This window comes from Pseudomonas sp. JAI111, from assembly GCF_024809425.1.
In the GTDB taxonomy this organism is placed as follows: Bacteria; Pseudomonadota; Gammaproteobacteria; order Pseudomonadales; family Pseudomonadaceae; genus Aquipseudomonas.
This window is the reverse complement of the sequence record NZ_JANUCB010000017.1, coordinates 60734-72794: the sequence shown is the minus strand read 5'-3', so window position 1 is coordinate 72794 and position 12061 is coordinate 60734. Positions and strand designations below refer to the sequence as shown.

Here is a 12061-nt window from a genome sequence, read left to right as displayed (position 1 = left end):
TAGTGTGGGGTTTCCCCATGTGAGAGTAGGTCATCGTCAAGATTAAATTCCGAAACCCCTATCTGCGTATGCAGGTAGGGGTTTTGTTTTGCCCGTAGAAAAATGTCCGGCAGCTGCCGGGTTTACGCCAGCTGGTTACTGCTCCTTGCCTCTGTTCCCATCGAAAATCACCGCCATTACCCGCGTGGCGGAGATTATGGCCGACTCCCTGGCGTAGAATTGCAAACCGCGAGCCCACACCCGAGACGGAGCCTCAATGCAAACCCCTACCACCCAACACTCCCTCTGGAAAACCTACCTCCTTTTCCTCGCCCCCATGGTTCTCTCCAATTTCCTCCAATCCATGTCGGGCACCATCAACAGCATCTACATCGGCCAAATGCTCGGCACCCAGGCGCTCGCAGCCGTCTCCGGCATGTTCCCGATCGTCTTCTTCTTCATCGCCTTGGTCATCGGCCTCGGCGCGGGCGCAGGCGTGCTCATCGGACAGGCCTGGGGCGCGCGTGAACCGCATCTGGTAAAAACCATCGCCGGTACAACGCTACTGCTAGGCGCGATGATCGGCCTGACAGCAGCAATCCTCGGCAGTATTTTCGCCAGATCTGCCCTGCAAGGCCTGGGCACGCCGGCGGATGTACTCGATGACGCTGTGTCCTACGCCCACGTGATGATGTGGATCATGCCCTCGTTGCTGGTCTACGTGCTGTTCACCCAGTTACTGCGCGGGGTGAGCGATACGGTGTCGCCGTTGGTGGCGTTGGTGGTGTCGACGTGCATCGGGTTGGCCCTGACGCCGGCGTTGATTCGGGGCTGGTTCGGGTTGCCGATGATGGGGATTCAGAGCGCGGCGTATGCCGGGTTGGCGGGTAACTTGTCAGCGATGGCGTGGCTGGCGTGGCGGTTGATTCGCAAGGACCATCCGTTGGCGCCCGATCGGGAGATGTTTGCGGCGATGCGCCTGGACCTGGTGATTCTCGGCAAGGTGCTGCGTATCGGTTTGCCAACCGGCTTGCAGATGGTGGTGTTGTCGGTCTCGGAACTGGTGATTCTGGCGTTGGTGAATCAGCACGGTTCGCAAGCGACAGCGGCCTATGGTGCGGTGACCCAGATCGTCAATTACGTGCAGTTCCCGGCGTTGTCGATTGCGATCACTGCGTCGATCCTTGGCGCGCAGGCGATCGGGGCAGGGCGGCTGGAGCGCATGGGGCCGATTTTGCGCACGGGGTTGTTGATCAACGTGTGCTTGACCGGTGGCCTGGTGGTGTTGGGGTATCTGTTGTCGCACTGGTTACTGGGGTTGTTCCTCACTGATGACACCACCCGCGCAAAAGCGGAGCACCTGCTGCACATCATGCTCTGGAGTCTGTTGGTGTTCGGCTTCCAGGCGATTGTCGGCGGCATCATGCGTGCCAGCGGCTCGGTGCTGGTGCCGATGGCGATCTCGATATTTTGCGTGGTCGGCGTGCAGTTGCCGGTGGCGTATGTGCTCGACGGGCAGTTCGGGTTGCAGGGCGTATGGATGGCGTTTCCAGTGGCGTATCTGGGGATGCTGCTGTTGCAGACGGCGTATTACAAAATGGTCTGGCAGCATCAGAAGATCGAGCGGTTGGTCTAGGCGCTCGCTAAGTGCTTGCCATCTGCTCGATGAGCAAAATCACCGCGATAACTATCATCGCGCGCCGGAAATACTTCTGACCCACGGTGCAGCGGCGGGCCGCGCTTGCAAAACTGCCTGGGAGCCAAAGCCCTCCAACAGATAAATGACGCCACAGCTGACCGGGTGGACCAGCCCCAGTGCCACCATTTGCATCGGCACTGGCCAAGCCGCGGCGGCGTCGGCGAACTGTGGCAATAGTGCGAGGAACAGCAAGAACACTTTCGGGTTCAGCCCGCCACCGTCAGCACTGACAAGACAACCGGGTTTTTCTTTCAAAGATCATCACGAAAATGCAGCACAAAAGGAGATTCTTCTAAATGGACAGGATTGATCGGAAGATTCTTTCTGAGCTTCAAAAGGATGGCCGGCTGTCGGTCACCGACCTCGCCGAGCGCATAGGACTTAGCCTTTCCCCTTGCCATCGGCGAGTTCGCGCACTGGAAGATGCAGGAGTTGTACTGGGCTACCGCGCTCAACTGGACCACGGCGCCGTCGGCCTGAATTTTTCGGCCTTGGTGTTTGCTACCTTGCGTGAAGGCGACCGACAAGCCGTCGAGGCGTTCGAGACGGCCCTCGTTGACATCCCTCAGGTGATCGATGCCCAAAGATTGTTTGGTGAACCGGACTACCTGCTGCACGTGGTCGCCCAGGATCTGCCGGCCTTTCAAAGGCTCTACGATGAGAGCCTGTCGACCTTGCCCAATGTGCAGCGGTTGACCTCCACGCTGGTGATGAAACGGGTGGTGCAGGACCGGCCTTTACCGCTGTAACGCACTCAGGCGTTGACCCAGCGCTGACGGCTCCAGCTGCTCAATGAATCGACGGCCAAAACCAATAACAGCATGGCCAGTATGACCGTGCTGGCTTGCGCTTCCTGGAACAGACTGAGGCTGACATAGAGCATTTGCCCCAGGCCACCAGCACCGACGAAGCCGAGCACGCTGGCCATGCGAATGTTGTTTTCCCAGCGGTACAGGATGTAGGCCAGCAGCTGTGGCAAGAGGTTGGGCAGGGTGCCGTAGCAAAACGCCCAGACGGCGTTGCCGCCCTGCAAGCGAATGGCGTCAGCCGGTTCTGGCGGGGTGTTTTCCAGTGCTTCGGCGAACAGCCGGCCGAGTACGCCGGTAGTGTGCAGCGCCAGTGCAAGGGTGCCGGCGTTCGGGCCGAGCCCGGCGGCAAGCACCATCAACGCGGCCCAGACCAGTTCCGGCACCGCGCGCAAAGCGTTGAGGACCAGGCGCGAGGCGCTCTGCAACGGCCAGCCGAAACGTCCGGCGGCGGGCAAGGCCAACAGCAGGCCGAATACCGCCGCGAGCAAGGTGCCAAGGGCCGACATGGCGATGGTTTCCAAGGCGCCGTGGCCGATGGCTTGCAGGTGTCCTGCGCTCAGGTCCGGGCTGAGAAAGCGTTGCGCATAGGCGCCCATTTGCTTCAAGTTGCCGCTGCTCCCCAGCTCGCCGAGGTCGATGCTCAAGTAGCCGAAGGAAGCCACGACCGCAATGCCGATGGCGAGGACCAGCAGTAAGTTGAACAGACGATTCATGCCAGCCTCCAGCGCAGCAGGCGACTGAGTTGGTCGGCGAACAGCACCAGCACCAGGAACGTCAGCAACAGGCTGGCCACTTCACCGCCAGCGAACATGCGCAGCGACAGGTCCATTTGTTGGCCCAACCCGCCCGCGCCGACGAAGCCCATCACCACCGAAGCGCGGATCGCGCATTCCCAGCGGTACACGGTGTACGACAGCAGCTCCGCGGAGACATTGGGCAGGATCCCGTAGCAAAACGCCGCGAGCCGCCCACTGCCGGACCGTAACAGCGCGTGAGCCGGACGCTGGTCGACCGACTCGAAAATCTCCGCGTAAACCTTGCCCAGCATGCCGCTGTAGGTAATCGCAATCGCTAAAACCCCCGCCGTCGGACCCAGACCGACAGCGCGCACGAACAGCAGCGCCCAGACGATTTCCGGCACGCTGCGCAAAAAAATCAGCAAGCCGCGTACTGGCCATCGCAGCAATTGCCCCCAAAAGCTCGGACGACCGGCACGTGAGGCCGCAGACAGCGACAGCGCCCGACTGGCCAACAGGCTGGCAGGAATGGCCAGCAGCAACGCCAGGGCCATGCCGGCCGTAGCGATGGCCAGTGTCTGCAAGGTGGCTTGCAGCAGAATCTGGATGAATTCCTCGCCATGGGCCGGAGGCCAGAAGGCCGAGACGAATCGGCCCATTTCGCTCTGGCTGTCACTGGCGATCAGCACCCGCAAGTCCAGTTCGCTGTAGTGAATGCCCGGCCACAGCAGGGCGATCGCCAGCAGGGTGAGCAACAGGCGAGGGCGGGCGGCGGGGTCGCGGGTGTCAGACGTCAGCATCGCGGAATCTGCACACTCAAGTGGGTGGCAGGCACCGGTGAGGATTGCAGCTGCTCGTTGGCGTAGAGCGCGTCGAGGCGCTCGCGGTCGACGGCGCTGGCTGGGAGGTCGAACAGGATCTGTCCGTCACGCAGGCCAATGATCCGCGAAAAATGCGCCAGCGCCAGCTCCACCGCATGCAGGCTGGCCACCAACGTGACGTTGTGTTCCCGGGCATGGCGGCAGAGCACTGACAGCGTGTGCTCGGCCAGTACCGGGTCCATCGCCGAAACGGGCTCATCGGCCAGCAACACCTCGGGCGCCTGGTACAACACCCGGGCAATGCCCACGCGCTGCAATTGCCCACCGGACAGTTGCTGGCACTGGCTGAACAATTTGTCGCTCAGGTCCAGCTTCACCAATGCCGCGCGTGCGCCGGGAATGTCCAGCGGATACAGCAGATTCAGCAGGCTCTTGCCCAAACCCCACTGACCCAGCTTGCCGGCCAGAATCGCCGTGACCACGCGCTGTCGCGGTGGCAGGGGCGGCGACTGATGGATCAGACCAATGCGCGCACGCAGGCGCTGACGTTGACGGGCCGAGAGCTGCCACGCTCGCTCGCCCAGCACTTGCAGCTCGCCGTGGCCCGGTCGCAGGGCGGTGGCCAGCAGATTGAGCAAACTCGACTTGCCCGCGCCTGACGGTCCGATAATAGCGACCTGTTCGTTGGCGCCGATGTGCAGGTCCACGTCACGCAGCGCCTCGACACCGTTGGCGTGGGTCAGGCTGACCTGGGTCAGGTGCAATGTCATTTCAGCAGTTCGGCGGCGCGTGCAGCCTCTTCGATGCCCTTGTAGTTTTCAGGGCTGGTTTCGATGTAGCGGCTGGCAGCCTGCAGGTCGAGGATTTCCTTGTCCTTCGGGTTTGCCGGATCAAGCGCCAGGAAGGCCGCTTTGATCTTGGCGGCCAGCGCCGGGTCGAGAGTCCCACGCACCGTCCAGTTGTAGTCGAAGTAGGCCGGGGTGGTCGAAAACACCTTGACCTTATTGGTGTCGACCTTGCCGGCGGCGACCAGTTTTTCCCACACGCTGGCGTTCAGCACACCGGCGTCCACTTTGCCGGCCTGAACCCAGGCGACGGTGGCGTCATGCGCGCCGGAGTAGCCAACGCGACTAAAGTAGGTTTCCGGCTTGATGCCTTCCTTCAACATGAAATAACGCGGCATCAGGCTACCCGAGGTGGACGACACCGAGCCGAAGGCAAAGGTCTTGCCCTTGAGATCGGCGAGGGATTTGACGTTGGGGTCGGCGGTGATGAATTTGCTGGTGAATTGGGCATCCTGTTCACGCTGCACCAGCGGGATGGCGTTGCCGGTTTTCAAACGCGCCTGCACGAACGTGAAACCGCCCAGCCAGGCCAAGTCGATTCGGTCAGTGGCCAGCGCCTCGACCACGGCCGGGTAATCGCTGACGGGCACGAACTCGACTTTCATGCCTAACTTTTGCTCCAGATACTCACCCAGCGGCTTGAACTTGCGCAGCAGTTCAGTCGGCGCTTCATCGGGAATCGCACTGACTTTAAGGGTGTCGGCGGCCTGCGAGAGCAGGGTGAAAAAACACAGGGTCAAGCTGACAGTCAATGCCAGGGTACGCTTGAGCATGGAAGTTCTCCGGTGCATTAACGGATGGAATTCGATGCGCCGGACACAGGCAGATGACTGCATGGCGCTTTGTGAGGTTAGACGAAACGCAGCGATGCTAACGGCTTTTGGCCTGATTGCAGAGCCCTCACTGCAACAGGATGTATATGCGCGGCGTGGATCAGGCTCCTGGCGATGTCGGCAACATCAGGCGAACACGGGAACGAGCCGAAATGCCTGCTAGCCTTGAATGCCTGAAAGACTTCAACGGAGTGGGTTATGCAGATGATTGAGGTTGGTGAAAACGATCTGGATTCGCTGCGCGAGGCGCTTCGCCGGGCGAATTTGCCTTGCGATGATATCAGTGAACCAGGGCGGCGCTTTTATCGTTTTGAAGTGCGAGGCCAATGGGTGGCTTTCGGCGGGCTGGAAGGCGCGGCGCCTGACATGTTGCTTCGTTCAATGGTGGTGCGTGAGGCCCGGCGTGGCGAGGGGCTGGGCAGGACGGTGTTGCTGGCGCTGGAACAATGTGCGTCTGCCCAGGGGGCGCTTCGCCTGCATTTGTTGACCCAAGGCGCTGCTGGTTTTTTTGCCGTCAATGGCTATGAACGGTTCGACCGGCAGATGGCGCCCACCGCTATCCGCCAAACAGAGCAGTTCAAAAATTTATGCCCCGCATCGGCGAGTTACCTTCGAAAAACGTTACCGGTGCAAGTCACCAACGGCAATACCCCAGAGTGACGTGCAACGTAGACGACGGTGGATATCCCACGCCTCAGTGCTGCTTTAAAAACTGCTCGATTTCCTCAACGGTGCTACGGGCCGTGCGGGTGACACCGATCAGCGTTGCGGAGGCGGCCCCCGTCCAGTCGCCATATCCCACCAGCCATAGGCGCGGCTCTTCAATGGAATGCGTACCGTCGACGGCGACGCGTCCCTCACCAGTGCACACCCCCAGGGTTTCCAGGTGGGCGAGAGCCGGGCGGAACCCGGTGCACCAGATCACGGCGTCTACCGGCGTTTGCGATCCATCAGCCCATTCCACGCCGGTCTCGGTAAAGCGCAGGAACGGCCGGACAGCGTGTAACACGCCGCGTTCGCGAGCTTCGACGACTGACGGAACCATCACGATGTCCCCCAGCCCGCCGACAGGTTGCTCAATGGTGATGCCAGCCAGCTGAGCTTTCCAGCGTTCAGTGGCACGTTCAAACAGGACCCGGCCATCGACATCGTCGGCGAGAAACTGCGGCGGCTGTGGGGTCACCCAAGTAGCGTCGGCCACCGTGGAGACTTCGGCGAGGATCTGCGCCCCGGAGTTTCCTGCGCCCACCACCAGTACCTTTTTACCGGCAAACGGCGCGGGTTCGACATAGTGGGCCGAGTGCAGTTGCTGCCCGGTAAATGTTTCACTACCGGGGTAGTGTGGCAGGAAGGGATTACGCCAGGTGCCCGTCGCACTGACCACCGCGCGGGCTTGCCAGGTGCGGTCCCCGGCCCGGACTTGCAGGTGATTGCCCCGCCGCTCCACAGCGTTCACCCAATAGGGTCGCTCGGTAGGAAACTGGTAACGCTGTTCATACTTGCGCAGATAATCGAGTACGTCGTCGCGGCCTGGATAGCCGTTCGTGACCGGCGGCATCATCCAGCCGGCGATGGAGCTCCAGGTCGAGGGCGAAAACAGTCGCAGCGAATTCCAACCATGCCGCCAGGCACCACCCGGCGCGTCTTCGGCATCAATGATCACAAAGGAACGTCCGGTTCGGCGCAGAAAATAGGCCACGGCCAGCGCAGCTTGACCACCGCCGATGATGGCGACATCCACTTCGGTGCGGGTGACAGACATGGAGAGTCCTTGGGGAGCGAGCGTCACGCTAGGGTAACCCAGGCGGAAAAAAGGTTTGTTGATGTTGCTCAAGCCGGCGGCTTAAAACGATAGTTTCCGCCTCAGGTAAGCATTGCGCTGAACGTGAGCGATGTCGTCGGCATGGGCGTCCGCCTCCTTGGTAAGCGCCCTTTTTTGATGGACACATCCGCTAAACCACCGCGCCAAACAAATGCCCCACCAGTGCCGTGATTGCCATTGCCAGTGCTCCCCAGAATGTCACGCGCCAAGCGCCGATCAACACCTTGGCTCCGCCCGCCCTGGCGGCTATGGCGCCCAGTGACGCCAAAAATACCAGCGACATGGCCGATATCCACATCACCACGCTCTGCTGCGGCGCGAAAAATGTCACGGCCAGCGGCAACGCGGCACCCACCACGAAACTGGCGGCGGAGGCCATGGCAGCCTGCAAGGGTTTGGCGGTGAGGGTGGCGCTGATGCCCAATTCGTCCCGGGCGTGGGAGCCCAGTGCGTCATGGGCCATCAATTGATCGGCGACCTGATGCGCCAGTTCGGGGGATACGCCGCGATGCATGTAGATGTTGGCGAGTTCGATGTGTTCGGCTTTCGGGTCGCTCGCCAGTTCTGCCCGTTCGCGGGACAGATCGGCTCGCTCGGTATCGGCTTGGGAGTGCACGGAAATGTACTCGCCCGCGGCCATGGACATGGCGCCTGCGATCAGCCCTGCCATTCCAGTGACCAGTAAGGTGGCATGAGTGGCGTTGGCGGCTGCGACGCCGATCAGCAGGCTGGCGGTCGAGACAATCCCGTCGTTGGCGCCCAGGACGGCGGCGCGCAGCCAGCCGATACGATCGCTTCGGTGTGCCTCGGTGTGACGGTGCATGAATTTCATTGTTGAACGGACTCACTGTCAGTAGGCGGTCCTGCCGCCCGGTCAGGGTGTCAGCGGCTTTCAATCTGCGCCTGCAAGTGGCCGCCGACAATGGAAATCTCTCTGAACTGATCACCTTCGCGCAGTACGAACAGCGCGTCCATCCCGCGCGCCTGAGCCAGGCGTGGGCCTTCGGTTTCACCCAACACCATCAGCGCCGTGGCCCAGGCATCGGCGAGCATGCACGAGGCGGCTACTACTGTGACGGCGGCCAGTCGGTTGCACAGCGGGGCCCCGGTGACCGGGTTCATGGTATGAGCATAGGATTGCCCGGCCACATCGACCCAGTGCCTATAGTCCCCGGATGTCGCAATTGCGGCGTCGCTCAGTTCCATCACACCCATCACTTCACGCACGCCCCGATTGGGCTTTTCCAGGGCTACGGCCCAGCATTGGCCGTCCGGTTTTACGCCCCGGGCGCGCATCTCGCCATCGATACCAACCAGGTAGCGGGTGATGCCCAAATCCTCCAGGCAACGCGCCAGCTCATCAACGCCAAAGCCTTTGGCGATCCCACTCAAATCAAGGTTCAGTGGCCCGCGTTTGCGCGCCTGATTGCGTTGCGGGTCAACCATTAACGCTGCGCTGGCCAGCAGCCGGGCGCCCGGCGGCACGGTGCCTTGCTCGGTGATGGTCTGTTCCCCAGGACCAAACCCCCAGGCGTTAACCAGATCACCGACAGCGATGTCGAAGGCGCCGTCGGATTGCTGACCCACACGCAATGCAGCAGACAGCACGGTGCACAGTTCCTTGGGCACTGACACCCATTCCTGCTCGGGGGCGGCGTTGAGGCGGTTGAGGTCAGAATCGTCTTTCCATGTGGACATTTGCTGGTCCACCCGGGCCACGGCGTGCGCCAGGCGCTGGCCAACCTCGTCGGTATCGATCCCGGGGCCGGCATAGAACAGGGCGGTGTAGCGGGTGCCCATGGTTTCGCCATTCAGGCTGTAGCGCTGCAACTCAGTAGATGTCTTCACGGTAGCGTCCTTGTGCCTTGAGGGTGAGCACACTCAGGTCGAGAGGCGCCAACACTTCATCCAGGGCGTGCATCACACCTTTGGCCATTTCGCGACTTCCACACACCAACACCTGGGCGCCTTTTTCAATCAGTCGGCGCAAGGCCAGGGCATCGCTGATCAGCCGGTCTTGCACGTAGCTGCGGTCCTGAACCTGAGAGAAGGCGGCGCGCAGCGCTGTGAGGCGCCGGTCTGCCAGATACTGGTTGAGCTGCGGTTCATAGAGGAAATCCGACGCCGGGTGGCGCCCGCCCCAGTACAGGTGCATCGGGTGTCGGGCCTTGTTGTTGCGGATAAAACCCGCCAGCGGACCGATGCCGGTACCGGCGCCGATCAGGATCACCGGCTGCGCGCCCGATGCTGGACGAAATTGCGGGTTGGGCTGGATAAAGGCTTCGATCTGCCCGCCGATGTTCAAGTCATGAAGAAACTGCGAGCACATGCCGCCGTCGTGTTTACGCACACAGATTTCCAGCACACCGTCCTGCGAACCGCTGGCCAACGAATAGAAGCGCGGGACAGGGCTGCCCGGGGGCAGAATCCCCACCAGGTCGCCGGCCAGAAACTCCGGCAGCTCGCCGGGCGCCTTGAAGCGCAGCACATGAGTCGGCGCGTTAACCTGTTCGCCATAGGCAATGCGTTCTGTCAGCGCCAACAGATGAGTACGTGGCTGCTGCGGGGTGTGAACCAGCGTCAGGTCGTGGCCCAATACTTCGCCCAAGGCGTGGCCCCAGCGAGCAAATTCCTGGGAGGACTGGCGGTTGACGGTTTCCAGTCCCAGCAAAGGCGAGCCCCCGGCCTGCACCATCGCATCCTGCACCTGATGGGCGTACTGACAGAACTGCGCAAACTGGCGGTCGCCCAAGCCCAGCACAGCGAAGGGCAGGCCGGGTTTGAGCCCGGTGTCAGCCAGTCGCTTCAGGAACTGCGAAGCCGAAGCGGGTGCATCGCCGTCACCGTGGGTCGCGGTCAAGATGAATACCCGCTCGGCATGGCGGTAATCGCCGCTCCATTCATTCATCGCTGCGCTATGCACTTGATGGCCGCGCTGGTGCAAGGCTTCATGCAAGGTGTTGGCAAAGCCCCAGGTGCTGTTGTTTTCACTGCCCACCAGAATCACGCTGTCGGCTGAGTGGGCAGGGCTGTTGTGGCGGATCTTCGGGCCGGCCTTGCGGCGGCGCCACCACAAGAGAATGCCGGTCGCGCTCATCAACGGCACACCGAGGGCACACAAACCAAGCGGCAGACCCAGCCACCAGAGGCCTTCGCCGGTGTGCAGCCGATAGATCCATTCGTAGAGGTTGCGCATCGAGTCGTGGGCTTGATAGGACAACAAGGCACCGCTGGCCTGATCCACATAGCCGTCACCCTGGGCCGTGCGCAGGGAAAACACGTCCTGAGGATTGCCGGGGCTGGGGTAGACCAGTTCGCGCAGGTCATTCAGGTCGGTGGCCTGCAAGGCGTGCAGGCTCGCCACGGGCAAGGCCGGGCCGGTGCTGACGTGGGCAGGGAAGGCGGGTTCACTTTGACTGCCATCGGCGATAAAACCAAAGTTGGTGGCGGACATATAGAGCCCGGTCAATGCTGAAAGCAGCAGTCCGAGCATGACCAGTCGCCCGACTTCGGCATGCCAGCGCTGGCTGAACGTGCCGCGCAGTGGCCGCAGCAGGTTGCGCCAGCCACCCAGCCGTCGGGCCAGCAACAGCGCGCCGGACACCGACAGTATCAGCATGAACAGAGCGCCAACCCCTGACGCCCCATGGCCTGGCGAGCCAAGGAACAGTGAACGGTGCAGCTCTTTGACCCAGCGGGAGAATGCCGATGGCGCGTACGGCGCGAGGCCTTGGCCGGTCAATGGGTCGACCTTTTCAGCCCCGGCCTGACCGTTCTGGTTGTAGTAGACGATCACTGTGCCGGACGCTGTGCGCTGGATCTGCTCCACGCCCGGAAAGTGGCTGGCGACGCGTCCGGCCAGTTGGCCGACGTTGAGTTGTCCTTGGGTGGTGGGCGTACTGTGCAGGCGTTCCAGGGCCGGGTCGATGGACAGCACCGCGCCGCTGATGGCCAACAGCATGACCAACAGGGCGGCGATCAAGCCGGGCAGGGAATGGAACTGGCGAAGCATGTTCAGCCTCCAGAGTGGGCAGGTGCTACAGATCGTAAGTAAAGGAATCGACGTAGGTGCTGCCGGCCGCCGGCTTGCCTGCGCCCTTGGACGTCAGGGGCACGCTGACATCAGCGTGGGCTTCACGTTTATCCTCGACGGCGCTATCGATGCGGATTTGATACCCGGCATCGATCAGCGTATCTGCGAGTTCGACGCTGACTTTGAGCGTGCGCCCGCTGCCGACACTGGCACCACTGACCCCATCGAACTCGCTCGGGTTCATCCCGCTGCCACGGGCCCAGTCGCCCAGGTGCTTGTAGTATTTGGCCTTCTTGCCGGCCACCCAGAGGGTTTTCTGGTAGTGGCCAGCGGCGTCGGTGACGTAGATCGCCAGGTACGCATCATTGCCGCTGTAGTCCTTGAGCTGTGTGGTCAGGGTCACTTCACGGGCCTGGGCCAGCCCCGGCAGGGCAATGGCACCAGCAAGGCAAGTTGCAGCGATGATCTTTTTCATGGAGATAT

12 protein-coding genes and 1 pseudogene are annotated in these 12061 nt (G+C 61.9%); 3 read left to right on the top strand and 10 right to left on the bottom strand.

What is annotated here, in order from left to right:
* The first annotated feature begins 256 nt into the window (after positions 1 to 256).
* Entirely contained in the window at positions 257 to 1615 is a 1359-nt protein-coding gene (locus HNR03_RS31270) for an MATE family efflux transporter (protein ID WP_222587406.1), read from the top strand.
* Between the two features lie 7 nt (positions 1616 to 1622).
* Here the strand turns inward: HNR03_RS31270 and HNR03_RS31265 are convergent.
* Positions 1623 to 1891, bottom strand: a pseudogene (locus HNR03_RS31265) (LysE family translocator); the annotation flags it as partial.
* An 83-nt stretch (positions 1892 to 1974) separates the two neighbouring features.
* Between HNR03_RS31265 and HNR03_RS31260 the strand changes: the two are divergent.
* Positions 1975 to 2427, top strand: a complete 453-nt coding sequence (locus HNR03_RS31260; RefSeq protein ID WP_259158260.1) for an Lrp/AsnC family transcriptional regulator — start codon at positions 1975 to 1977, stop codon at positions 2425 to 2427.
* Positions 2428 to 2432: 5 nt separating this feature from the next.
* Here the strand turns inward: HNR03_RS31260 and phnE are convergent, their stop codons facing one another.
* From phnE to HNR03_RS31240, 4 genes are read right to left on the bottom strand one after another with little or no spacing between them, the layout of a single operon-like run.
* Positions 2433 to 3200, bottom strand: a complete 768-nt coding sequence (phnE, locus tag HNR03_RS31255; protein WP_222587404.1) for a phosphonate ABC transporter, permease protein PhnE — start codon at positions 3198 to 3200, stop codon at positions 2433 to 2435.
* Entirely contained in the window at positions 3197 to 4024 is an 828-nt protein-coding gene (locus HNR03_RS31250; RefSeq protein ID WP_222587403.1) for an ABC transporter permease, read from the bottom strand. The genes phnE and HNR03_RS31250 overlap by 4 nt, the downstream gene beginning before the upstream one ends.
* A complete protein-coding gene (locus HNR03_RS31245) occupies positions 4018 to 4815 on the bottom strand; it encodes a phosphonate ABC transporter ATP-binding protein (RefSeq protein WP_259158258.1) in 798 nt (265 codons plus the stop codon). The genes HNR03_RS31250 and HNR03_RS31245 overlap by 7 nt, the downstream gene beginning before the upstream one ends.
* Positions 4812 to 5663 (bottom strand): putative selenate ABC transporter substrate-binding protein, encoded by an 852-nt coding sequence (locus HNR03_RS31240; RefSeq protein ID WP_259158256.1) that lies wholly within the window; start codon positions 5661 to 5663, stop codon positions 4812 to 4814. Before HNR03_RS31240 ends, HNR03_RS31245 begins: the two co-directional genes overlap by 4 nt.
* 258 nt (positions 5664 to 5921) lie before the next feature.
* Between HNR03_RS31240 and arsN2 the strand changes: the two genes are divergently transcribed.
* Positions 5922 to 6383 (top strand): arsenic resistance N-acetyltransferase ArsN2, encoded by a 462-nt coding sequence (gene arsN2, locus HNR03_RS31235; RefSeq protein WP_259158254.1) that lies wholly within the window; start codon positions 5922 to 5924, stop codon positions 6381 to 6383.
* Positions 6384 to 6417: 34 nt separating this feature from the next.
* Here the strand turns inward: arsN2 and HNR03_RS31230 are convergent, their stop codons facing one another.
* From HNR03_RS31230 to HNR03_RS31210, 5 genes are all read right to left on the bottom strand, one after another.
* Positions 6418 to 7485: an ArsO family NAD(P)H-dependent flavin-containing monooxygenase gene (locus tag HNR03_RS31230; RefSeq protein WP_259158252.1), complete on the bottom strand. Its 1068-nt coding sequence runs from the start codon at positions 7483 to 7485 to the stop codon at positions 6418 to 6420.
* 190 nt (positions 7486 to 7675) lie between these two features.
* Positions 7676 to 8377 (bottom strand): VIT family protein, encoded by a 702-nt coding sequence (locus HNR03_RS31225; RefSeq protein ID WP_222587400.1) that lies wholly within the window; start codon positions 8375 to 8377, stop codon positions 7676 to 7678.
* Positions 8378 to 8427: 50 nt separating this feature from the next.
* Positions 8428 to 9393 carry an FAD:protein FMN transferase gene (locus tag HNR03_RS31220; RefSeq protein WP_259158249.1) on the bottom strand — a complete coding sequence of 322 codons (966 nt, stop codon included), beginning with the start codon at positions 9391 to 9393 and terminating at the stop codon, positions 8428 to 8430.
* Entirely contained in the window at positions 9377 to 11557 is a 2181-nt protein-coding gene (locus tag HNR03_RS31215; protein WP_259158247.1) for a PepSY domain-containing protein, read from the bottom strand. Before HNR03_RS31215 ends, HNR03_RS31220 begins: the two co-directional genes overlap by 17 nt.
* Positions 11558 to 11582: 25 nt before the next feature.
* The gene (locus HNR03_RS31210; RefSeq protein WP_259158245.1) at positions 11583 to 12053 is read right to left on the bottom strand and encodes a DUF2271 domain-containing protein; all 471 of its coding nucleotides are present in this window, start codon (positions 12051 to 12053) and stop codon (positions 11583 to 11585) included.
* Positions 12054 to 12061: the final 8 nt, after the last annotated feature.

Bases quoted from the DNA above. Each gene is read 5' to 3' on its own strand.
- HNR03_RS31260 (WP_259158260.1), top strand. From the start codon at position 1,975: ATGGACAGGATTGATCGGAAGATTCTTTCTGAGCTTCAAAAGGATGGC.
- HNR03_RS31225 (WP_222587400.1), bottom strand. From the start codon at position 8,377: ATGAAATTCATGCACCGTCACACCGAGGCACACCGAAGCGATCGTATC.
- HNR03_RS31250 (WP_222587403.1), bottom strand. From the start codon at position 4,024: ATGCTGACGTCTGACACCCGCGACCCCGCCGCCCGCCCTCGCCTGTTG.
- phnE (WP_222587404.1), bottom strand. From the start codon at position 3,200: ATGAATCGTCTGTTCAACTTACTGCTGGTCCTCGCCATCGGCATTGCG.
- HNR03_RS31230 (WP_259158252.1), bottom strand. From the start codon at position 7,485: ATGTCTGTCACCCGCACCGAAGTGGATGTCGCCATCATCGGCGGTGGT.
- HNR03_RS31245 (WP_259158258.1), bottom strand. From the start codon at position 4,815: ATGACATTGCACCTGACCCAGGTCAGCCTGACCCACGCCAACGGTGTC.
- HNR03_RS31215 (WP_259158247.1), bottom strand. From the start codon at position 11,557: ATGCTTCGCCAGTTCCATTCCCTGCCCGGCTTGATCGCCGCCCTGTTG.
- arsN2 (WP_259158254.1), top strand. From the start codon at position 5,922: ATGCAGATGATTGAGGTTGGTGAAAACGATCTGGATTCGCTGCGCGAG.
- HNR03_RS31210 (WP_259158245.1), bottom strand. From the start codon at position 12,053: ATGAAAAAGATCATCGCTGCAACTTGCCTTGCTGGTGCCATTGCCCTG.
- HNR03_RS31240 (WP_259158256.1), bottom strand. From the start codon at position 5,663: ATGCTCAAGCGTACCCTGGCATTGACTGTCAGCTTGACCCTGTGTTTT.
- HNR03_RS31270 (WP_222587406.1), top strand. From the start codon at position 257: ATGCAAACCCCTACCACCCAACACTCCCTCTGGAAAACCTACCTCCTT.